Source organism: Azospirillum oryzae (assembly GCF_008364795.1).
Lineage (GTDB): Bacteria > Pseudomonadota > Alphaproteobacteria > Azospirillales > Azospirillaceae > Azospirillum > Azospirillum oryzae.
In genome coordinates, this window is the sequence record NZ_VTTM01000005.1 from 104,668 (window position 1) to 125,854 (window position 21,187).

Annotated in this window: 19 protein-coding genes; 15 read left to right on the forward strand and 4 right to left on the reverse strand. The window is 69.5% G+C overall.

Going from position 1 to position 21,187, the window contains the following annotated elements; genetic code table 11:
* Positions 1-52: 52 nt before the first annotated feature.
* The 8 genes from FZ938_RS15920 (at position 53) to FZ938_RS15960 (ending at position 8,851) form a co-directional block, all read left to right on the forward strand.
* Complete coding sequence (locus FZ938_RS15920) at positions 53-1,105, forward strand: LacI family DNA-binding transcriptional regulator (RefSeq protein ID WP_246458108.1); 1,053 nt, start codon at positions 53-55, stop codon at positions 1,103-1,105.
* Between the two features lie 61 nt (positions 1,106-1,166).
* The gene (locus FZ938_RS15925) at positions 1,167-2,183 is read left to right on the forward strand and encodes an ABC transporter substrate-binding protein (RefSeq protein ID WP_149199472.1); all 1,017 of its coding nucleotides are present in this window, start codon (positions 1,167-1,169) and stop codon (positions 2,181-2,183) included.
* Entirely contained in the window at positions 2,180-3,067 is an 888-nt protein-coding gene (locus FZ938_RS15930; RefSeq protein WP_343287123.1) for an ABC transporter permease, read from the forward strand. The genes FZ938_RS15925 and FZ938_RS15930 overlap by 4 nt, the downstream gene beginning before the upstream one ends.
* A gap of 5 nt (positions 3,068-3,072) precedes the next feature.
* A complete protein-coding gene (locus FZ938_RS15935; RefSeq protein WP_149199473.1) occupies positions 3,073-3,876 on the forward strand; it encodes an ABC transporter permease in 804 nt (267 codons plus the stop codon).
* 11 nt (positions 3,877-3,887) lie between these two features.
* The gene (locus FZ938_RS15940) at positions 3,888-4,937 is read left to right on the forward strand and encodes an ABC transporter ATP-binding protein (RefSeq protein WP_149199474.1); all 1,050 of its coding nucleotides are present in this window, start codon (positions 3,888-3,890) and stop codon (positions 4,935-4,937) included.
* A 165-nt stretch (positions 4,938-5,102) separates the two neighbouring features.
* On the forward strand, positions 5,103-5,921 hold the full coding sequence (locus FZ938_RS15950; RefSeq protein WP_149199475.1) for a phosphodiesterase: 819 nt from the start codon (positions 5,103-5,105) through the stop codon (positions 5,919-5,921).
* A gap of 86 nt (positions 5,922-6,007) precedes the next feature.
* A complete protein-coding gene (locus tag FZ938_RS15955) occupies positions 6,008-6,994 on the forward strand; it encodes an ABC transporter substrate-binding protein (RefSeq protein ID WP_149199476.1) in 987 nt (328 codons plus the stop codon).
* A 189-nt stretch (positions 6,995-7,183) separates the two neighbouring features.
* Positions 7,184-8,851 (forward strand): ABC transporter permease, encoded by a 1,668-nt coding sequence (locus FZ938_RS15960; protein ID WP_246458110.1) that lies wholly within the window; start codon positions 7,184-7,186, stop codon positions 8,849-8,851.
* Between the two features lie 6 nt (positions 8,852-8,857).
* Here the strand turns inward: FZ938_RS15960 and FZ938_RS15965 are convergent, their stop codons facing one another.
* Both FZ938_RS15965 and pgl read right to left on the reverse strand, forming a co-directional pair.
* Complete coding sequence (locus tag FZ938_RS15965; protein WP_149199478.1) at positions 8,858-9,874, reverse strand: oxidoreductase; 1,017 nt, start codon at positions 9,872-9,874, stop codon at positions 8,858-8,860.
* 45 nt (positions 9,875-9,919) lie between these two features.
* Complete coding sequence (gene pgl / locus FZ938_RS15970; protein ID WP_149199479.1) at positions 9,920-10,609, reverse strand: 6-phosphogluconolactonase; 690 nt, start codon at positions 10,607-10,609, stop codon at positions 9,920-9,922.
* A gap of 296 nt (positions 10,610-10,905) precedes the next feature.
* Between pgl and FZ938_RS15975 the strand changes: the two genes are divergently transcribed.
* The 7 genes from FZ938_RS15975 (at position 10,906) to FZ938_RS16005 (ending at position 18,818) form a co-directional block, all read left to right on the forward strand.
* Positions 10,906-11,871 (forward strand): carbohydrate ABC transporter permease, encoded by a 966-nt coding sequence (locus tag FZ938_RS15975; protein ID WP_149199480.1) that lies wholly within the window; start codon positions 10,906-10,908, stop codon positions 11,869-11,871.
* On the forward strand, positions 11,864-12,754 hold the full coding sequence (locus tag FZ938_RS15980) for a carbohydrate ABC transporter permease (protein ID WP_149199481.1): 891 nt from the start codon (positions 11,864-11,866) through the stop codon (positions 12,752-12,754). Before FZ938_RS15975 ends, FZ938_RS15980 begins: the two co-directional genes overlap by 8 nt.
* Positions 12,755-12,761: 7 nt before the next feature.
* Positions 12,762-13,871, forward strand: coding sequence for an ABC transporter ATP-binding protein (locus FZ938_RS15985; RefSeq protein WP_149199482.1), 1,110 nt, complete (start codon positions 12,762-12,764; stop codon positions 13,869-13,871).
* A gap of 168 nt (positions 13,872-14,039) precedes the next feature.
* On the forward strand, positions 14,040-14,585 hold the full coding sequence (locus tag FZ938_RS15990) for a 2Fe-2S iron-sulfur cluster-binding protein (protein ID WP_149199483.1): 546 nt from the start codon (positions 14,040-14,042) through the stop codon (positions 14,583-14,585).
* Positions 14,582-15,571, forward strand: coding sequence for an FAD binding domain-containing protein (locus tag FZ938_RS15995; RefSeq protein WP_149199484.1), 990 nt, complete (start codon positions 14,582-14,584; stop codon positions 15,569-15,571). The genes FZ938_RS15990 and FZ938_RS15995 overlap by 4 nt, the downstream gene beginning before the upstream one ends.
* Positions 15,568-17,853 (forward strand): xanthine dehydrogenase family protein molybdopterin-binding subunit, encoded by a 2,286-nt coding sequence (locus FZ938_RS16000; protein WP_149199485.1) that lies wholly within the window; start codon positions 15,568-15,570, stop codon positions 17,851-17,853. Before FZ938_RS15995 ends, FZ938_RS16000 begins: the two co-directional genes overlap by 4 nt.
* A gap of 140 nt (positions 17,854-17,993) precedes the next feature.
* On the forward strand, positions 17,994-18,818 hold the full coding sequence (locus FZ938_RS16005) for an aldo/keto reductase (RefSeq protein ID WP_149199486.1): 825 nt from the start codon (positions 17,994-17,996) through the stop codon (positions 18,816-18,818).
* Positions 18,819-18,831: 13 nt separating this feature from the next.
* On the opposite strand, the gene FZ938_RS16010 is transcribed toward FZ938_RS16005, so the two are convergent.
* Positions 18,832-20,292, reverse strand: a complete 1,461-nt coding sequence (locus FZ938_RS16010; protein WP_149199487.1) for an ATP-binding protein — start codon at positions 20,290-20,292, stop codon at positions 18,832-18,834.
* A complete protein-coding gene (locus FZ938_RS16015; RefSeq protein WP_149199488.1) occupies positions 20,282-21,043 on the reverse strand; it encodes a response regulator in 762 nt (253 codons plus the stop codon). The genes FZ938_RS16010 and FZ938_RS16015 overlap by 11 nt, the downstream gene beginning before the upstream one ends.
* Between the last annotated feature and the right edge of the window lie 144 nt (positions 21,044-21,187).

A 21,187-nucleotide genomic window follows, 5' to 3' on the forward strand; every position in this document is an offset into this window, starting at 1 on the left:
CCGGATCGACGGATGCGGGAACAGGGATGATGGGCGGCAGATGGATGGCGGGATGACGGACAGGCGCGCCATGGACCGGGTGGCGGTGGACCGCGTGGCGACGATCCGCGACGTGGCGGCGCGGGCCGGGGTGTCCATCGCCACCGTGTCGCGCGTCCTCAACGGCAGCGGCAACGCCACGCCGGAAACCATGGCGAAGGTGCGCGCCGCCGCCTCCGACCTGTCCTTCCGTCCCAGCACCATCGGGCGCAGCCTGAAGGCGGCGCGCACGCGCACCGTCGGCGTGCTGGTGCCGTCGCTGACCAATCCCGTCTTCGCCGAAAGCGTCGCCGGCATCCAGGATGCGGCGGCGGAGGCCGGATACAGCGTGCTGATCGCCTCCACCGACTATGACCCGGCCCGCGAATCGCGCGCCATCGAAGGGCTGCTGTCCAACCGGGTCGAGGGGCTGGTGCTGACCGTCGCCGACGCCGACCGCAGCGGGTCGCTCGACACGCTGGACGAGGTACGGCTGCCCTATGTGCTGGCCTACAACCAGCCGGAACGGGCGCCACGCGCCCATGTGTCGGTCGACAATGTCGCCGCCTCCCGCGCGGTGGTGGAGCGGATGGCGGCACTCGGGCACCGGCGCATCGGCATGATCGTCGGGCGCTTCCGCCAGTCCGACCGCTCGCGCCGGCGCCATGCCGGCTGGCTGGCGGCGCTGGCCGACGCCGGATTGCAACCGGGGCCGGTGGTCGAGGTCGACTTCAACGAACTGCGCCTGGCCCACCGGCTGGCCCCCCTTCTGGAAGGGCCGGAGCGGCCGACCGCGCTGTTCGCCTCCAACGACATGCTGGCGCTCGCCACCATCCGGGCGCTGCGCGACCTCGGCCTGAGAGTGCCCGACGACGTGTCGGTCTGCGGATTCGACGGGATCGAGGTCGGCCGGCTGATGGCGCCCAGCCTCGCCACCCTGGTGCAGCCGGCCCGCGCCATGGGCGCCACCGCCTTTGAATGTCTGCGCACCGGCTTTTCCGGCGAACTGCAAGGCCGCGCCGTGATGCTGCCCTTCACCCTGCGTCCGGGCGAATCGCTCGGCGCCGCGCCATCCAAATCGACCTGAGCCCAAATCGACCTGAGCCCAAATCGAGATAAGCGCTTCCCGAACGGAGACACACGCAATCATGTTCAAGCCGTTCCTGCTCGGCGCCGCCGCTCTGGCCGCCGCCCTCACCGCCACGGTCGCTCCCGCCATGGCGGCGGAGCAGACCGCCATCTGCTACAACTGCCCGCCGGAATGGGCCGACTGGGCGTCGCAGCTGAAGGCGATCAAGGCCGATCTTGGCATCGCCGTGCCGTTCGACAACAAGAACTCCGGCCAGTCGCTCGCCGCCATGCTGGCGGAAAAGGACAAGCCGGTGGCCGACGTCGTCTATCTCGGCGGGCCGGTCGGCATCCAGGCCAAGGCGGCCGGCGTCGTCACCCCATTCAAGCCGGCGGCCTGGGCCGAGATCCCCGACGGGATGAAGGACGCCGACGGCAACTGGTTCGCCATCCACAGCGGCACGCTGGGCTTCTTCGTCAACACCGAGGCGCTGGGCGGCAAGCCGGTGCCGCAGAGCTGGGCCGACCTGCTGAAGCCCGATTATTCTGGCATGGTCGGCTATCTCGACCCGACCAGCGCCGCCGTCGGCTATGTCGGCGCGGTGGCGGTCAACCAGGCGCTGGGCGGCGATTACGGCAGCTTCGACAAGGCCATCGGCTGGTTCAAGGATCTGCAGAAGAACCAGCCGATCGTGCCGAAGCAGACCTCCTACGCCCGCGTGCTGTCCGGCGAGATTCCGATCCTGATCGATTACGACTTCAACGCCTACCGCGCCAAATACACCGACAAGGCGCCGGTCGCCTTCGTCATCCCGCAGGAAGGCACGGTGTCGGTCCCCTATGTGATGGCGCTGGTCAAGAACGGCCCGAACCCGGAGAACGGCAAGAAGGTTCTGGACTACGTCCTGTCGGACAAGGGCCAGACGCTGTGGGCCAACGCCTTCATGCGCCCGGTGCGGGCCGAGGCGATGTCGCCCGAGACCGCCGCCAAGTTCCTGCCGGCCGCCGACTATGCCCGCGCCAAGCCGGTGGACATGGTGCGCATGGCCGAGGCGCAGAAGGGCTTCATGGACCGCTATCAGGCGGAGGTGAAGTGAGCGCCTGCCTGCAGGAGGCCCCCCTCCCCCACCGGCCGGCGGCGCGTCCGCCGGCCGGGCCGGGGTGGGTGGGTGAGCCGCTGCGGCTGGCGGCCCTGCTGGCGCCGGCGGCGGCGGTGTTCGCGGCCTTCTTCCTGCTGCCGCTGGTCCGCCTGATCCTGATCGGCGCCGGCGGGGCGGAGGGATGGTCCGCCTATCTGACCACGCTGGTCGATCCCGGCCATCTCGACAGCCTGATCTCCACGCTGGCTCTGTCGGCGGGGGTGACGTTGGTGACGCTGGCGGTGTCCACCATCGCCGGGCTGTTCCTGGTGCGGCACCACTTTCCCGGCCATGCCGTGCTGGTGGCGCTGCTGACCTTTCCGCTGGCCTTTCCCGGCGTGGTGATCGGTTTCATGGTCATCATGCTGGCCGGACGGCAAGGGCTGATCGGCACCATCACCCAGGCGCTGACCGGGGGGAAGCTGGTGTTCGCCTATTCCATGGCCGGGCTGTTCCTCGGCTACGTCTATTTCTCGATCCCGCGCGTGATTTTGACGGTGATGGCGGCGGCGGAGAAGCTGGATCCCCGGTTGGAGGAAGCGGCGCGCTCGCTGGGGGCGGCCCCCTGGCGCGTGGTGGCCGATGTGATCCTGCCGGCGCTGAAACCGGCGCTGATCTCGGCCGGCGCGCTGTGCTTCGCGACCTCGATGGGCGCGTTCGGCACCGCCTTCACGCTTGCCACCCGGATCAATGTCCTGCCGATGACGATCTATACCGAATTCACGCTCCAGGCGAACATCGCAGCGGCGGCGGCGCTCAGCGTCCTGCTCGGCCTCATCACCTGGGCGGCGCTGGCGGTGGCGCGCAGCGTCGCCGGCACGTCGGTTGCGGCGGCGGGGTGACGGCGATGCACAGTCTTTCGAACCGCCGGGGCTTGGGCTTCTGGCTGCAACTGGGCTTCACCCTGCTGGTCTGCGCCCTGCTGACCGTGCCGATGGTGATGTCGATGCTGGCCGGGCTGACCGCCAACTATTTCGTGGGATTGAAAAGCGGCCTGACCCTGCGCTGGGTCGATGAGGTGCTGCGGGTCTATTCCGGCACCATCCTCTTGTCCCTGCAGATCGCCTTCGCCTGTCTGGCCTGCACGCTGGTCCTGGGCGTTCCGGCGGCCTATGCGCTGGCGCGCCGCCCCGGCCGCTTCGCCCGGCTGGTGGAGGAGATGCTGATGATGCCGGTCGCCATCCCCGGCCTCGCCACCGCGCTGGCGCTGATCGTCACCTATGGCGGCGTCGGGGATCTGCGCAGCAGTTGGCTGTTCATCCTGATCGGCCATGTGCTGTTCACCCTGCCCTTCATGGTCCGCGCCGTGCTGGCGGTGATGGGCGCCATCGACCTGACGACGCTGGAGGAAGGGGCGGCCAGCCTGGGAGCGAGTTTCCTCCGCCGCTTCTTCACCGTGGTGCTGCCCAACTGCCGCTCCGGCATCCTGGCAGGGTCGCTGATGGTGTTGACCCTGTCGGTCGGCGAGTTCAACCTGACCTGGCTGCTGCACACGCCGCTGACCAAGACGCTGCCGGTCGGGCTGGCCGACAGCTATGCCTCGCTGCGGATCGAGATCGGCAGCGCCTACACCCTCGTCTTCTTCCTGATGATCGTGCCGAGCCTGATCCTGCTGCAGGGTCTGGCGAAGCGCGGCCGTCCGTCCGTTTGAAAGCGCGATCCATGCCCGACAGCTTCCACCTCGACGCCGTGCCGATCCGCCTGGAACGCTGCGGCAAGACCTTCGCCGGCAGCGCCCGCGCGCTGGAGCCGCTGGACCTGACCATCCGCGGCGGCGAGACCATCGTCTTCCTGGGCCCAAGCGGCTGCGGCAAGACCACCACCCTGCGCATCATCGCCGGGCTGGAAAGCCCCGATCCCGGCGGCCGCGTGCTGTTCGGCGAGGAGGACGTCACCGCGCTTCCCATCGAGCGGCGCAACGTCGGCATGGTGTTCCAGAGCTACGCCCTGTTCCCCAACATGACGGTGGCGGAGAATGTCGCCTACGGCCTGAAGGTGCGCAAGCTGCCCCGGCCCGAGCGTACCCGCCGGGTCGAGGAGATGCTGGACCTGATGCATCTCGGCGAGTTCGCCGGGCGGCGGATCGACCAGCTGTCGGGCGGCCAGCGGCAGCGGGTGGCGCTGGCCCGCGCGCTGGTGGTGAAGCCGCGCGTGCTGCTGCTGGACGAGCCGCTGACGGCGCTCGACGCCAAGCTGCGCGACAGTCTGCGGCTGGAGATCGACCGGCTGCTGCGCGGGCTGGGCATCACCGCCGTCTATGTCACCCACGACCAGGGCGAGGCGATGGCGCTGGGCGACCGCATCGTCGTGATGGCCAAGGGGCGGGTGGCGCAGGTGGGGACGCCGCGCGAGATCTATTATCAGCCGGCCGACGGCTTCGTCGCCGATTTCATCGGCACGATGAACCGGCTGGGCGGTTCGGCGCGCGGCGGAACGCTGTCCATCGGGACGGCGTCACTGCCCTGGAGCGGGCCGGAGGGAGCGGTGGAGCTGCTGATCCGGCCGGAGGATCTGGCGCTGGCCGGCGAGGCCGACGGGCATCTCGGCGGCACCGTCGCCGCTGCCGTGTTCCTGGGCGACCGCACCCGGCTGGTGGTTGAGCCGGCGGACGGGCCGGCGCTGACGGTGGATGCCGCCGGGCGGAGCGAACTGGGGCGCGGCGACCGGGTGTGGCTGCGCGTCGATCCGGCGAGGGTGCTTGCGGTGCCGTGAGTTCCTTATGAGGCGGAGTTAGACCCCCACCTAGCCTCCCCCGCTGGGCGGGGGAGGAGCTGCCGCCACCCTTCCGCATAAGCACATACCCCCTCCCCCGCCCAGCGGGGGAGGGTTGGGGTGGGGGTCTAACGCCCCCAAGAATCAATCACTCAAGGCCCACCCATGATCATCGCCCAGATCACCGACACCCACATCAAGCCGCATGGCCGCCTCGCCTACCGCCGCGTCGACACCGCGCCCTTCCTGGAGCGCGCGATCGCCGCCCTTCTGGCGCTCGCCCCCCGCCCCGACGTGATCCTCGCCACCGGCGACCTCGTCGATGCCGGCCATGCGGAGGAGTATGAGCGCCTGCTCGACCTGCTGCGCCCGCTCGACATCCCGCTGTTCGCCGTGCCCGGCAATCATGACGAACGCACCGGACTTGCCGAAGCCTTCCCGGACCTCAAGGCCCGCGTCGGCGACAGCCGCTTCTTCCAGTACACGGTGGAGGACTGGCCGGTCCGCCTGATCGCCATGGACACGGTGCTGCCCGGCTCCGGCGCGGGAGAGGTCTGCGCGGAACGGCTTGGCTGGCTCGACGCGCGGCTGGCGGAGCAGCCGGAGCGGCCGACCATCGTCTTCCAGCACCATCCGCCCTTCGCCACCGGCATCGGCCATATGGACCGGCTCGGCCTGCACGGCGCCGACGCGATGGCCGCGGTGATCCGCCGCCATCGCCAAGTGGAGCGGGTGCTGTGCGGCCATCTGCACCGGCCGATCCAGGTGCGCTGGGCCGGCACCATAGCCTCCACCGCGCCGTCGACCGCGCATCAGGTGGCGCTCGACCTGCGCGACGATGCGCCGTCGGCCTTCGTGATGGAGCCGCCGGGCTATCAGATCCACATGTGGCGCGCCGACACCGGCGTGGTCAGCCACACCGCGGTGATCGGCGACTACGACGGGCCCTATCCCTTCTTCAAGGACGGAAAGCTGATCGACTGACAGGGCTCATCCGACCGGCCGTCACATGCCTGTCACGGGCTTGGCGTAAGACACACCTCACCGCCGATCCAACGGAGACGACAGAGATGAAGGCGTTTCTCGCCACCCTCGCCACGGTGCTGACGCTTGCCATCGGCCATACTGCCCAGGCCGACGGCGCCACCGGCAAGCTGGTGCTCTACACCTCGCAGCTGGAGCCGGACGCCCGCCAGACGGTGGAGGCCTTCAAGGCGAAGAACCCCGGCGTCGAGGTGGAGTGGATCCGCAACGGCACCACCGAGCTGATGAACAAGCTGCGCGCCGAGTTCACCGCCGGGGCGCCGCAGCCCGACCTGCTGCTGATCGCCGACGCGGTGACGATGGAATCGCTGAAGGCGGAGAAGCGGCTGCAGCCCTACCAGGGTGCGCCGGTAGCCGGCTACCGCCCCGGCACGCATGACCCGCAAGGCTATTGGTTCGGCACCAAGCTGATCACCACCGGCATCGTCTACAACACCGCCGCGCCGATGAAGCCGACCTCCTGGCAGGACCTGCTGAAGCCGGAGGCCAAAGGCACGACGGTGATGCCCAGCCCGCTCTATTCCGGCGCCGCGGCCATCCACATGGCGTCGATCAAGGCGCAGCCGTCGCTCGGCATGGCCTATTACGAGGCGTTGCAGCGCAACGGCGTCACGGCGGCCAAGGGCAACGGCGGCATCCTGAAGGACGTGGCCGGCGGGGCGAAGCTCTACGGCATGGTCGTCGATTACCTGCCGATCCGCGAGCAACTGAAGGGAGCGCCCGTCGCCTTCGTCTTCCCCAAGGAGGGCGTCAGCGCGGTCAGCGAGCCGGTGGCGATCCTCAGCACGGCGAAGAACCCGGCGGCCGCGAAGGCCTTCATCGACTTCCTGCTGAGCCGCGAGGGGCAGGAGCTTGCCTCCGCACAGGGGTTCCTGCCGGCGCTGCCGGGGGTGAAGCCGCCGGCGGGCTTCCCCGACCCGGCCGGCATCTCCCTGCTGCCCTATGACCCCGCCAAGGCGCTGGCCGAGGACGACGCCAACAAGCGCGCCTTCGCCGACCTGTTCGGCGGGTGAGTGGGTTGGTGCGGACCGCGAAGGATCCCCTCTCCCCCCCGGGGAGAGGGTTAGGGTGAGGGGGGCGCGTTGCAGGGATCTTCAAGAATTGCGCACCCCAGTCCCTCGGTGAACATCCACGCCATGCATCCCCCTCACCCCGACCCTCTCCCCGGGGGGGAGAGGGAGATCGCCCCGGGTGGTTGGAGGGTGGGGAAAGGCGTTTTCTCCGTCCTCCCCGGCTGGCCGCTCCTCGTCGGCCTGCTCGTGCTTCTGCCCGTCCTGCGCCTGTTGTGGGAGGCCGGGGACGCCGCCGTGCTGGCCCGCGTGCTCGACTCTCCCGCGACATGGCGGGCCACGACCAACAGCATCGCCGTCGCCGCCGGCGCCACGCTGGCCGCGGCGCTGATCGGCGGGCCGTTCGCGCTGCTGATCGGGCTGACGAACCTGCGCGCCCGCACGGCGATGACCTTCGCCCTGATCCTGCCGCTGATGATCCCGCCGCAGATCGTGGCGATGGCCTGGACCTATCTCGCCGGCTCCGGCAGTCCGATCCTGAAGCCGCTGGGCCTCGCCCCGCCGGTCGGCACGGCCAACCCGGTGCAGTCGGCGGCGGGCATGGTGCTGGTGATGGGGATCGAACATGCGCCGCTGGTCTTCCTCCCCCTGCGCGCGGCGTTGCGGGCCATCCCCGGCGACGTGCTGGAGGCGGCGCGGGCGTCGGGGGCCGGGCCTTGGCGGGCGGTGCGCGGCGTGGTGCTGCCGCTCTGCCTGCCGGGGCTGGTCGCGGGATTGGCGATGGCCTTCGTCGCGGCGCTGGGGAATTTCGGGGTTCCGGCGTTGCTCGGCGTGCCGGCCGGCATTCCGATGCTGCCGACGCTGATCTACCGGCGGCTGGCAGGCTTCGGGCCGTCGGCCCTGCCGGAGGTGGCGGTGCTGGCGGCGCTGATCGGCATCGTCGCCTGCCTGGGCATCGCCACCCAGACCATCCTGCAGGCGCGCATCGCCAGCCGTCTGCCCGGCGGCGCCCGGCCGCTGGCGCCGCTGCCGCTCGGCTCCGCCCGCTTGGCGGTGGAGGGGCTTGCCTGGGGCGTGCTGGCGCTGATGGTCGCGGCGCCGCTGACGGCGCTGCTGGCGACCAGCCTGGTCAGCGTCTATGGCCTGCCGATCAGCTTGAGCACGCTGACGCTGGCCCATTACCGCGAGGTGCTGGCACTCGATCAGGTGGGCCGCGCCTTCGCCAATTCGCTGATTTTGTCGGGATCGGCGGCGGCGCTGCTCGCCCTGCTGGCGGTGCCGTTGGCCCATGCGATGGCGCTGAGCGGAGGGACCGGACGGATCGCGCGGGCGGTCGGCGTGCTGGTGGAGTTGCCGCATGCCGTGCCGGGGGTGGTGCTGGGCATCGGCTGCATCCTGCTGTTCCTGAAGCCGCTGCCGGGGCTGGGCGTCAGCCTCTACGGCACGCTGTGGATCATCCTGGCGGCCTATCTGGTCCGCTTCCTGCCGCTGGCGTTGCGGCCGGTGCAGGCGGCCTGTGCCGCGCTGGACCCGACCGTGGAGGAGGCCGCCCGCGCGCTGGGCGCCGGGCCGCTGCGGCGGCTGGTGACGGTGGTGGCGCCACTGGTCGCGCCGGCGGCGGCGGCCGGCGGGCTGCTGGTCTTCCTGACCGCCTTCAACGAACTGACCGTCTCCATCCTGCTGTGGTCGCAGGGGCGGGAAACGCTGGGCGTCGTGGTCTATGCGCTGGAGGAGGGCGGCAGCCCGACGCTGGGTGCCGCCCTTGGCGTCATCGCCATCCTGGTGGTGCTGGCCGCGATGCTCGCCGCCGGCAGGTTCGGCCGCCGCCTGCCGCCCGGCGTGGTGCCCTGGCGGAGTTAGGTTCGGTCAGGCCGACAGCCCCGCCGCCTTGCGCACCGCCTCCAGCACGCTCAGCACGTCGCGCGCCTGTTCGGCGGTCACCGGCGGCGGAGCGCCGTCGAGGATGGACGCCGCCACGCCGCGATAGAAGGCGGGGTAGTCGCCGGGGATGGTCTCCAACCGCCGCTCCGTCCCGTCGGCCTGGACCAGCAGGGCGAAATTCTCCGGATCGTCCTGGCCCCAGCCGGCTTCGGTCGGCAGGCGGCCGGCGCGCAGGGCCGCCTCCTGCCCGTCCATGCCATGCTTGAGGAAGCTGCCGCCGTCGCCATGTAGCTGGAAGCGCGGACCCGGCCGGCAGACCACCGTGCCGCAATGCAGGATCGCCCGCATGTGCCCATAGCCGAGAACGATGTGGAACCAGTCGTCGACCTGCGCGTCCGGCCGCTGGGCGCCGACATCGGCGAGGATGCGGTCGGGCATGCCGAACAGGGTCAGCGCCTGGTCGATCAGATGGGCGCCGAGATCGAACAGCACGCCGGAGCCTGCCAGCGTCTGCTCGCGCCAGCCCTGCTTGATCTGCGGCCGGAAGCGGTCGAAATGCGCCTCGTAGTGATAGGGGCGGCCGATCTCGCCCTTGTCCAGGCAGGCGCGCAGGGTCAGGAAGTCGTTGTCCCAGCGCCGGTTGTGGAAGACGGTCAGCAGCCGCCCCTGCCGCTTGGCGAGGTCGATCAACTCGCCGGCCTCCGCCGCAGTGGTCGCCATCGGCTTGTCGATCACAACATGCTTGCCGGCCAACAGTGCCTCGCGGGCCAGGGGGGCGTGGCTGGTGTTGGGGGTGGCGATCACCACGAGGTCGATGGCCGGGTCGGCGATCACCGCCTCGGCCGTGGTCGCTTGCGCCCCCGGCGCGGCCCGGCGGATGTCGTCGATGCGCGAACTGGCGACCGCCGTCAGGCGCAGGCGCGGTTCGCTCTGGATCAGCGGCGCGTGGAACACCGACCCGGCAAGGCCGAAGCCCAGCAGGCCGACCGACAGGCTCTTCATCGTCTCAAAACCCTTCGCAATATGTTGCCCGACAGAAGCTGTGTCTCAAGGCGCCCAGCAGACCATGGTGTCGGCCCCGCCCCGGCGCAACAGGGCGCGCACCGGCATCGCGTCTTCCGGACCGGCGGCGCGGGCCTGTTCCAGCACCGCGCGCTTGGCGCCGCCGGTGATCAGCACGACGATGCGCCGGCTGTCGAGCAGGCGCGGCAGGGTCAGCGTCATGCGCGGATGCGGCGCGGTGGGGGAGCGCATCGCCCGGCAGGGTGCAGGCCCCTCCCAGGCGGCGGCAAGCCCCGGCGCATCGGGGAACAGCGAGGCGACATGCCCATCCTCGCCCATGCCGGTCACCATCAGGTCGAACGGTCCATCGAGGGCGCGCAACGCCTCGGTGCAGGCGGCTTCCCCCTCCTCCGGCGTGGCGGCGCCGGTGTAAAGCGGGATGAAGCGGATGGCGGGAGCGGCGGCGAGCAGCGTGGCGCGCAAGGTGGCGGCGTTGCTCTCCGGGCTGTCGGGCGGCAGCCAGCGGTCGTCCACCAGCGTCGCCGTCACCCGGCCCCAATCGACGGTGCGCCGGCCGAGCGCCGTCAGGAAGGGGCTCGGCGTCCGCCCGCCCGGCAGCGCCATGGTGGCCCGCCCGCGCGCCGCGATGGCGGCGTTCAGCAGGGCTGCCGTCTCGTCGGCCAGGGTTTCGGCGAGGTCCTGGGCATCGCGGAAGACACGAAGGCGCGCGGTCATGATTGAAGCTCCCCGATAAGTCTTGTTCGTTGGCGCAGACCATAATCCGCCTGCCCCGCATGTGCGCGCGCATCTGTGTAACGGTTGCGTAACAACGCCGCCCCCGGGAAAGCGCCGCGTTACCAAATTGTCCGCCCCGCGCATCATCGGCAGCGTACAGTGACCGCCAAGCGAACGACCGCCGGACGAACGTCCTTTTTGCGGCGGTCCAACAGCAACGCGTCACGGGAGGGAACCGACATGCGCGACCTGCATCCGTGTGCGAAGCCGGCCCGAAAGCCGGTGAGGCTCGCACCATGACCATGCAGACCCCATCCTACCGGCCGGCAGCCGGGGAAGACGCCGGCGCCGCTTCCGGCAGCGCCGCTCCGCCGCGGACGACCGGGCTGCGCGCCATGGCGCAGCGGCATCTGTCGAAGCTGGTGGTCGCCCCGTCCTTCGCGGCGATCCTGCTGTTCGTCTACGGCTTCATCGCCTGGACGGTCTATATCAGCTTCACCAATTCCAGGATGCTGCCGTCCTACGAACTGGTCGGCGCCGACGCCTTCGCCAAGCTGTGGCGGATCGAGCGCTGGTACGTCGCCATCGAGAATCTGCTGATCTTCGGCGGGCTGTTCATCGGCATCAGCCTGATCATCGGCATCCTGCTGGCGGTTCTGCTCGACCAGCGCATCCGCGGCGAAGGGGCGTTGCGCACCATCTATCTCTATCCGATGGCGCTCAGCTTCATCGTCACCGGCACCGCCTGGAAATGGATCCTGAACCCGTCCATCGGCATCCAGCAGTTCGTGCGCGACCTGGGCTTCCCCGGCTTCACCTTCGACTGGATCGTCCAGCAGGACACCGCCGTCTACACGCTGGTGATCGCCGCGGTCTGGCAAAGTTCCGGCTTCGTGATGGCGCTGTTCCTGGCGGCGCTGCGCGGCGTCGATCAGGAGATCATCAAGGCGGCCTATCTCGACGGCGCCAGCCTGCCGCGCATCTATTGGGGCATCGTCCTGCCGTCGATCCGGCCGGTGTTCATGAGCGCCTTCGTCATCCTCGCCCACCTCGCGGTCAAGAGCTACGACCTCGTGGTGGCGCTGACCGGCGGCGGTCCCGGCTATGCCTCCGACCTGCCGGCGACCTTCATGTACGAGATGACCTTCCGCCGCAACCAGATCGCCATCGGATCGGCCAGCGCGCTGATGATGCTGGCGACCGTGGTGGCGATCATCGTGCCCTACCTCTATTCCGAACTGAAGGGAGGCAAGCGTGTCTAGCCTGACCTCCGCCCTGCCGCCGGCGCAGGGCACCGGCGCCCGCGTCGCCCGCTGGGGCCTGTACCTGATCCTCCTGCTGTTCGCGGCCTATTACCTGCTGCCGCTGCTGCTGATGATCACCACCTCCTTCAAGAGCCCGGAGGAAATCCGCACAGGATCGCTGCTGTCGCTGCCGCGCGATTTCAGCCTGGACGCCTGGAGCTATGCCTGGAACCGCGCCTGCATCGGCGCCGATTGCCGCGGCATGGCGCCCTATTTCCTGAATTCCATCGTCATCGTCGTGCCGGCGGTCGTCATCTCCACCATCTTCGGGGCGCTGAACGGCTATGCCCTGACCAAGTGGCGGTTCCGCGGCGCCAACATCGTGTTCGGCATGATCCTGTTCGGCAGCTTCCTGCCGTCGCAAGTGATCCTGCTGCCGATGGCGCAGACCTTGGGCGCGCTGGGGCTGGCCGGCAGCGCCGGCGGGCTGATCCTGGTGCATGTGGTGTACGGCCTTGCCTTCACCACTCTGTTCTTCCGCAATTACTACGTCAGCATCCCCGACGATCTGGTGAAGGCCGCGACCATCGACGGCGCCGGCTTCTTCCAGATCTTCACCAAGATCATGCTGCCGCTGTCGCTGCCGATCCTGGTGGTGACGATCATCTGGCAGTTCACCCAGATCTGGAACGACTTCCTGTTCGGGGCGTCCTTCGCGGCAGGCGGCGCGCAGCCGGTGACGGTCGCGCTGAACAACCTCGTCAATACCACCACCGGCGTGAAGCAGTACAACGTTGACATGGCGGCGGCGATGATCGCCGGCCTGCCCACCCTCGTCGTCTATGTGCTCGCCGGGAAATACTTCATCCGCGGTCTGACCGCCGGCTCCGTCAAGGGGTGATCTTCCGATGGCGACTCTCAGCATCAACAACGTCCGCAAGCAGTATGGCAGCGTCGAGGTCCTGAAGGGCATCGACCTGGACCTGACGGACGGCGAATTCCTCGTCCTGCTCGGCCCCTCCGGCTGCGGGAAATCCACCCTGCTCAACATGATCGCCGGTCTGGAGACGATCAGTGCCGGCGAGATCCGCATCGACCAGCGCGTCGTCAACGAGGTCCATCCCAAGGACCGCGACATCGCCATGGTGTTCCAGTCCTACGCGCTCTACCCCAACATGACGGTGGCGCGGAACATCGGCTTCTCGCTGGAGATGCGCGGGCAGGCCAAGGCGGAGCGCGAGGGCGCCATCCGCCGCGTCGCCCGGCTGCTGCAGATCGAGCATCTGCTGGACCGCAAGCCGGCGCAGCTGTCGGGCGGCCAGCGCCAGCGCGTCGCCATGGGCCGCGCCCTGGTCCGCGACCCCAAGGTGTTCCTGTTCGACGAGCCGTTGTCCAACCTTGACGCCAAGCTGCGCGTCGACATGCGCACCGAGATCAAGAAGCTGCACCAGCGGCTCGGCACCACCGTGGTCTATGTCACCCACGACCAGATCGAGGCGATGACGCTGGCCAGCCGCATCGCCATCATGAAGGAGGGCGTCGTCCAGCAGTTCGCCCCGCCGCAGGAGGTCTATGAGCGGCCGGCCAACATGTACGTGGCGAGTTTCATCGGCTCCCCCACCATGAACTTCGTGCGCGGCACGCTGTCGGCCGAGGGCGACCGGCTGGGCGTCAGCGTCGGGCGCGAGCGCAGCGGCTTCCTGCCGCTGTTCCAGGCGCCGGAGCAGGCCGGACACTGGCTGGGCCAGGAGGTGATCCTGGGCATCCGGCCGGAAGCCATCACCTGCTACGATCCCGCCATTGCAGCCGGCAACCCGGCGCTGGTAAAGGTGGCCTGCGGCGTCAATGTGCTGGAGCCGACCGGCGCCGACACCATCACCTATGTCGAGCTGAACGGCCACGAGGTGGTCGCCCGCATCAAGCCGAGCGACCGGGTGGCAGAGGGCGCGACCGCCGACTTCATGATCGACATGGCGAGAGCCAACCTGTTCGACCCGAAGACCGAACAGCGGATCTGAACGGCGATAAATCCCCTCTCCCGCCCCGGGAGAGGGCTTTTTTCCCCGACCAGCGTGATTTCCAGCGTCGTTGACGGTTAACAGGCCGGCCCATTTCGCCCGCAAGGCGGAGGGGCCGGCCGCGGGCTGCCGTCGGCCAGGACCCGTTCCGATTTGGGGAATGCGCTGATGAACTTCACCATCAATGGGCAAAGCGTCGAGGTCGAGGCGGACATCCGCAGCTCGCTGCTCGACCTCCTCCGCAACAGTCTGGGATTCACCGGGACCAAGAAAGGCTGCGATCAGGGTGCCTGCGGCGCCTGCACCGTGCTGGTCGACGGCGAACGCATCAACTCCTGTCTGGCGCTCGCGGTCCAGTACCAGGGCCGCAGCATCACCACCGTCGAAGGGCTGGGCAGCGACGGCGCCCTGCATCCGTTGCAGCAGGCCTTCGTCGAGCATGACGGCTTCCAGTGCGGATATTGCACGCCTGGACAGCTCTGTTCCGCCATCGGCATGGCGCGCGAGATCGAGCGCAACGTCCCGAGTGTCGTCACCGCCGACCTTACGGCGGCGAGCGTCACCGTCGACGAGACGGAACTGCGCGAACGCATGAGCGGCAATCTCTGCCGCTGCGGCGCCTACAACGGAATCATCGAGGCCATCTCCGAAACGCTGGCCGAGACTTCAGCTTCCCAGACGCCGGCCTCATCCCACGAGAGGGCACGGGCATGAACCCCTTCACCTATGAACGGGCGTCCGACGCGTCGGCCGCCATCGAGTTGGCCAAGGGCAACGCCGCGGCGCGCTATCTCGGCGGCGGCACCAATCTGGTCGATCTGATGCGCGAGACGGTCGAGCGGCCGGATATGCTGGTCGACGTCACCGGCCTGCCGCGCGGGATCGAGCCGCGCGCCGATGGCGGACTGCTGATCGGGGCGGCGGCGACCAACACCGCGCTCGCCGCCGATAGCCATGTGCGCAGGCATTACCCGCTCCTCGCCCGCGCCATCCTCGCCGGGGCCAGCGCCCAAATCCGCAATATGGCGACGGTCGGCGGCAACATCCTGCAACGCACGCGCTGCCGCTACTTCTACGACAATGCTGCGGCCTGCAACAAACGGCAGCCGGGGGCCGGCTGCGACGCCCGCGACGGCTTCAACCGCTATCACGCCATCCTCGGTGCGTCGCCGGCCTGCGTCGCCACCCACCCGTCCGACATGTGCGTGGCGCTGGCCGCGCTCGACGCCACGGTGCATCTGGACGGTCCCACGGGACCGCGCAGCATCGCGCTTGCCGAGCTGCACCGCCTGCCGGGCGACCGGCCGGACATCGAGACGGAGCTGAAGCCGGGCGAGCTGATCACCGCCGTCGAACTCCCGCCCCTGCCCTTCGCCCGCCGCTCGACCTACCGCAAGGTGCGCGACCGCGCGAGCTACGCCTTCGCGCTGGTCTCGGTCGCCGCCGCCCTCGACATCGACGACGGCGGCGTGGTGCGTAACGTGCGGCTGGCGCTGGGCGGCGTCGCCCACAAGCCGTGGCGGGCCTCGGCGGCCGAAGCTGCGCTGAAGGGCCGGCCGGCCAATGCGGAGAGCTTCCGCGCCGCCGCGGAGGCGGAGCTGGCCGCCGCGACCGGGCTTCGCGACAACGCCTTCAAGATCGAGCTGGCGAAACGGACGATCGTCGCCGTCCTCGGCGAGCTGACGGGAGACGACGCATGAGCATGCAATCCGAGTCCGCAAACACCCGGCCCGGCCGCTGGCAGCCGGCGGTCACGCAGGATCCGATGCTCCACAAACATGGGGCACTGGGGCAGCCGGTCTCGCGCATCGACGGGCCGCTGAAGGTTCAGGGCAAGGCCCGCTTCGCCGCCGAGTTTCCCTATGACGGCCTCTGCTACGCGGCACTCGCCTTCAGCACCATCGCGCGCGGGCGGATCACGGCGCTCGACACCACGGCGGCGGAGGCGGCCCCCGGCGTCGTGCTGGTCATGACCCACCGCAATGCTCCCCGCATGAAGGCGCCGTCGCTGATGATGTCGTCGCCGACCGCCGCCGGGGCGAGCGACCTGCCGGTCATGCAGGATGACGAGATTCACTGGAACGGCCAGCCCATCGCCGTCGTCCTCGCCGAGACGCAGGAACAGGCCGACCATGCCGCCTCGCTGGTGAGGGCCGACTATGCGCCGTTGCCGGCCGTGACGTCCTTCGACGAGGCGAAGAAGTCGCCGCGCCAGTTGGACAACCTCCTGGGCCAGCCCCCAGTGGTCGAAATCGGCGATGCCGAGGCCGCCCTGAAAGCCGCCGCGGTGCAGGTGGACCAGATCTACCGGACGCCGCGCCACAACCACAATGCCATCGAGCTGCATGCGGCGACCGTCGCCTGGACCGGTGACGAGCTGAGGGTGCATGACGCCAGCCAGCTTCTCGACCTGACGGCGGGGCAGCTGGCCGACATCTTCGGCCTGGAGTCCGACAAGGTCCGCGTCTCCTCACCCTTCGTCGGCGGCGGCTTCGGCGGCAAATGCCTGTGGGACCACCAGATCCTCGCCTGCGCGGCGGCCAGGCTCGCCGGCCGGCCGGTGCGCATCATGCTGTCGCGCGAAGGGGTGTTCCGCATCGTCGGCGGCCGGACGCTGACGGAGCAAAGGGTGGCGCTCGGCGCCAGTGCCGACGGCAATCTCGATGCGCTGATCCACACCGGAATCGCGGCGATGACCACGCACAACTCCTGTCCGGAACAGTTCACCTTTCCCGCCCGCCACCTCTATGCCGCCAAGTCCATCCGGCTGGCCCAGGAGGTCGCCGACATGGACATGCTGGCGAATACCTTCATGCGGGCGCCCGGCGAATCCGTCGGCACCTTCGCACTGGAATGCGCGATCGACGAGCTTGCCGACAAGCTCGGCCTCGACCCCATCGAGCTGCGCCGGCGCATCGAGCCGGAGACGGATCCGACCAGCGGCAAGCCCTTCTCCTCCCGCCACCTGATCGACGCCTATGAAAAAGGCGCGGAACGGTTCGGCTGGGACCGCCGCAGCCCGACGCCGCGCCAGCGGCGGGACGGCGAATGGCTGATCGGCATGGGATGCGCGACGGCCACCTATCCCTACCACCGCTTCCCCGGCGGTGCGGCGCGGATCAGGCTGACGGCCGGCGGACAGGTCACCGTCTCGACCGCGGTGCACGACATGGGCATGGGCACGGCGACGGCGCAGGCCCAGCACATCGCCGCCCGGCTCGGCGTTCCGCTCAATCAGGTCAGCTTCGAGTATGGCGACACGACCCTGCCGCGCGGGGTGATCGCCGGCGGCTCGACCCAGACGGCCTCGATCGGCGGCGCCGTCATCGCCGCGACGGAGGTCTTCGTCGAGGAACTGCTGAAGCTCGCCGGCAACGACTCGCCACTGGCCGGCCTGTCGCTCGCCGAGGTCGAGACGCGGGACGGCGGCATCGGCCACCGCGACGATGCCGCGCGCTTCGAAAGTTACGAATCGATCCTGCGTCGGTCGGGACGCGACGAACTGGTCTGCGAGGCCGACGCCCCGCCGCCGGCGGAGATGGAGGCCTTCTCGATGCACTCCTACGGCGCGCAGTTCTGCGAGGTCCGGGTGAGCGAGATCACCGGCGAGGTCCGCGTCTCGCGCTTCCTCGGCTCCTTCGATGCCGGCCGCATCCTCAACGCCAAGACGGCGACCAGCCAGTTCAAGGGCGGCATCATCATGGGGATCGGACTGGCCCTGACCGAGGAAACCAACTTCGACCCGCGCAGCGGCCGCATCGTCAACGCCTCGCTGGCCGACTATCACGTGCCGGTGCAGATGGACGTTCCCGCCATCGAGATCCTCTACACCGACATCCCCGACCCGCAGGCGCCGATGGGTGCCCGCGGCATCGGCGAGATCGGCATCACCGGGGTCGGCGCCGCCGTCGCCAACGCCGTCTACAACGCCACCGGCAAGCGCATCCGCGATTTGCCAATCACGCTCGACAAGCTGATGTGACGCTTGGCCGGGGGCGATCTGTGAATTGAATTCACAAGTGATATGGCGGGAGAAGCGGTTTCCAGACCGCCCTTCCCGCCATATGTCTGCATGCAACCGATCTGACGCGCTACCGCGCGGATCAGCAAAGAGAGAACAGGATGCAGACCGTGAAGGCGAATGGTGCCGAAATCCCCGCGCTGGGCTTCGGCGTGTTCCGCATGTCGGACGAGGAGGTCGAGCGGGTGGTTCCGGCCGCACTCGAAGCCGGCTTCCGCCATTTCGACACCGCGCAGATCTACCGCAACGAGGCGGCGCTCGGCCGCGCCCTGCAAGCCGCAGGCGCCCGCCGCGACGATCTGTTCCTGACCACAAAGGTCTGGGTCGACAAGTACAGCCCCGACCTCTTTGCCGCCTCGGTCGATGAGAGCCTGGAGAAACTGAAGGTCGAGAAGGTGGATCTGCTGCTGCTGCACTGGCCGGCCGATCAGGTCGCCATCGGCGACCAGATCGAGATGCTGAACGCCGTCCAGGCCGCCGGCAAGACCCGCTTCATCGGCGTCAGCAACCAGAACATCGCCCAGCTGCGGGAATCGGTGCAGCGCAGCCAAGCCCCCATCGTCACCAACCAGATCGAGGTCCACCCCTATCTCGACCAGAGCGCGATGGCCGCGGCGGCCAGGGAACTGGGCGTGGCGATCACCGCCTATTACGCCATGGCCGACGGCAAGGTGCCGCGCGATCCGGAGTTGCAGCGGATCGGCGCCAAGTACGGCAAGACGGCGGCGCAGGTGACGCTGCGCTGGCTGATCCAGCTGGGGCACATCGTGCTGTCGAAAACCGCCAAGCCGGAACGCGTGCCGGAGAACTTCGCGGTGTTCGACTTCGCGCTGGACGACGGCGACATGGCGGCGATTGCGAAGCTGGCGCGGCCCGATGGGCGGATCGTGAGCCCGGCGGGGCTGGCGCCGGTTTGGGACAAGTAAGCGAACGCTCGCCTCACAACATCCGCGGCAACGTCACCCTGACGCGCAGCCCGCCGCTGGCACGGTTGCTCAACTCGATGCGGCCCTGGTGCGCTTCGACGATCGACTTCACGATGGACAGGCCCAGCCCGCTGCCGCCGGTCTTGCGGTTGCGGGAGCCTTCCAGCCGGACGAAGGGCTTGAAGACATTGGCGATCTCCGCCTCCGGGATGCCGGGACCCTCGTCGCAGACATCGACCACGATCTCGGCGGCGTCGGCATCGACGGAGACGGTTGCGCGCTCGCCGTATTTAATGGCGTTGTCGATCAGGTTGGCGAAGGCGCGGCGCAGGCTGGACGGGCGACCGGCGAGGCGGAGCTGACGCGCCTGCTCGAACCGGTCGCTGCGCTCCACCCCGCCGCCGAAGATGGTGCGGACGGCGGCGAACTGCAGTGGCGGCGGCTCGTGGTAGGTCACGGGGGAGCCGGTGTCGGCGTAATCGTCGCACAGGCTCTGCAACAGGCTGGCGAAGGCGACCACCTCGACCTCCTCGCGCAGCACGTCGTCGCCGAGGAACTCCAGCGTCGCGGTGACCATCGCCGCCATCTCGTCGATGTCGGCCATCATCTTGGCGCGCAGCGCATCGTCATCGACATATTCGGCACGCAGCCGCAGCCGCGTCGCCGGGGTGCGCAGATCGTGGCTGATCGCCGCCAGCAGATGGGTGCGCCCCTCCATCAGGTCGCGCAGCGCGTTGCGCGCCTGGTTGAAGGCACGGGCGAGCGAGGCGACCTCCTCCGGCCCGTCCTCCGGCAGGGGGCGGGGGTGCAGGCGGTCGTGCGGGCGGGTCGCCTGCTCCGCCAGGGATTCCAGCGGGCGGACCAGCCGGCCCGGAAGCCAGAGCAGCACCGCCAGCGCCAGACCGAAAGCGGCCAGACCGGCCAGCACCATCTCGAACGGCGTGGTCCGCGGCCGCCAGAAGCGCGGGCTGGCGAATTCCAGCCAGCCGCCGCCGGCAAGCTGGACATAGACGCGGGCGTCGCGCAGCTGGGCCGCCGTGTCCTCCGCCACCAGGGACAAGGATTCCGCCAGCGTCTGGGCACGGGCAGGCTGGAGCGGCAGCAGGGCGCGCTGTGCGGCGACGAACACCGGGCGCGGCGCGTCGATAACGCCATCCAGCACCCAGCCGGCGGGAACGGCCGGGGTGCCGGGCGCCTGCCAGGACACCGACAGGTCGGGCAATCCGGTCAGCGCCAGCGCCGGCCCGGCGGCGACCCCGTCCAGCACCGCGCGGTCGGCCGCCTCCACCGCCGCCGCCATCGCCGGTCCCAGCCGGTGGGCGGTCAGCAGCTCCCGCGCGCGGTCGTCGACCAGCCGCATGCCGACCAGCGCCCCGCCATGGGTCAGGGCCAGAAGCGCCACCATCGCCGCCAGGATGCGGTGACGCAGCCGGGCGGGGCGCAGGCGGGCCGGCAACAGACGCTCAAGTGCCACGGCCGGTCCCGGAGCTGGTCCCGGAAGAGGCGGACTCGCCCTGGTCCACCACCGTCGCGGTGAACTGGTAGCCGATGCCGCGCACCGTCTTGATCAGCGCCGAGCCGCCCGGCCCTTCCTCCAGCTTGCGGCGCAGGCGGCTGATCTGGATGTCGATGCTGCGGTCGAAGGGAATCGAGGTGTCGCCGCGGTGCTTCTCCAGCAGTTCGGTACGCTCCACCACCTGCGGCGCGCGTTCCAGCAGCGTGCCGAGCAGGGCATATTCGCCCTGGCTGAGATGCACCACCACCCGGTCGGGCGTGCGCAGCTCACGCCGCCCCTGGTCGAGCGACCAACCGGCGAAGCCCAGCACGCGCGGTCGTTCGCGCACCGGCTCCGGACCGCCGCAGCGGCGCAGGATGGCGCGGATGCGGGCCAGCAGTTCGCGGGCGCTGAAGGGCTTCACCAGATAATCGTCGGCGCCGACCTCCAGCCCAACGATGCGGTCGACCTCGCTGCCCATGGCGGTCAGCATGATGACCGGGGTCTCCGACTTGGCACGTAGCGAGCGGCACAGGCTGGTCCCGTCCTCCCCCGGCAGCATCACGTCCAGCACGATGAGATCGACTGGCCATTGCGCCAGCACCCGCGCCATCTCGCGCCCATCGCCGGCAGTGGAGACGCGGAATCCGCTCTTCACCAGGAAATCATGCAGCATGTCCCGGATCTCGGGATCATCGTCCACGACCAGGAGATGGCGCGCGCGCTCCATGGTGTCCCTTCCCTATTCCGTATGGCGCATTCTTCTTTGTTGGCGCCGAGTGTAGCCTCCCCGGCCGGTCCGGGTACAGTGCGCCGCCGGGGCCGGTTTGTAACGGTTGCGTAACAGCAGCGGCACCGTGAAAAGGCGTTGTTA

Bases quoted from the DNA above. Each gene is read 5' to 3' on its own strand.
- FZ938_RS15920 (WP_246458108.1), top strand. From the start codon at position 53: ATGACGGACAGGCGCGCCATGGACCGGGTGGCGGTGGACCGCGTGGCG.
- FZ938_RS15925 (WP_149199472.1), top strand. From the start codon at position 1,167: ATGTTCAAGCCGTTCCTGCTCGGCGCCGCCGCTCTGGCCGCCGCCCTC.
- FZ938_RS15935 (WP_149199473.1), top strand. From the start codon at position 3,073: ATGCACAGTCTTTCGAACCGCCGGGGCTTGGGCTTCTGGCTGCAACTG.
- FZ938_RS15940 (WP_149199474.1), top strand. From the start codon at position 3,888: ATGCCCGACAGCTTCCACCTCGACGCCGTGCCGATCCGCCTGGAACGC.
- FZ938_RS15950 (WP_149199475.1), top strand. From the start codon at position 5,103: ATGATCATCGCCCAGATCACCGACACCCACATCAAGCCGCATGGCCGC.
- FZ938_RS15955 (WP_149199476.1), top strand. From the start codon at position 6,008: ATGAAGGCGTTTCTCGCCACCCTCGCCACGGTGCTGACGCTTGCCATC.
- FZ938_RS15965 (WP_149199478.1), bottom strand. From the start codon at position 9,874: ATGAAGAGCCTGTCGGTCGGCCTGCTGGGCTTCGGCCTTGCCGGGTCG.
- pgl (WP_149199479.1), bottom strand. From the start codon at position 10,609: ATGACCGCGCGCCTTCGTGTCTTCCGCGATGCCCAGGACCTCGCCGAA.
- FZ938_RS15975 (WP_149199480.1), top strand. From the start codon at position 10,906: ATGACCATGCAGACCCCATCCTACCGGCCGGCAGCCGGGGAAGACGCC.
- FZ938_RS15985 (WP_149199482.1), top strand. From the start codon at position 12,762: ATGGCGACTCTCAGCATCAACAACGTCCGCAAGCAGTATGGCAGCGTC.
- FZ938_RS15990 (WP_149199483.1), top strand. From the start codon at position 14,040: ATGAACTTCACCATCAATGGGCAAAGCGTCGAGGTCGAGGCGGACATC.
- FZ938_RS15995 (WP_149199484.1), top strand. From the start codon at position 14,582: ATGAACCCCTTCACCTATGAACGGGCGTCCGACGCGTCGGCCGCCATC.
- FZ938_RS16000 (WP_149199485.1), top strand. From the start codon at position 15,568: ATGAGCATGCAATCCGAGTCCGCAAACACCCGGCCCGGCCGCTGGCAG.
- FZ938_RS16005 (WP_149199486.1), top strand. From the start codon at position 17,994: ATGCAGACCGTGAAGGCGAATGGTGCCGAAATCCCCGCGCTGGGCTTC.
- FZ938_RS16015 (WP_149199488.1), bottom strand. From the start codon at position 21,043: ATGGAGCGCGCGCGCCATCTCCTGGTCGTGGACGATGATCCCGAGATC.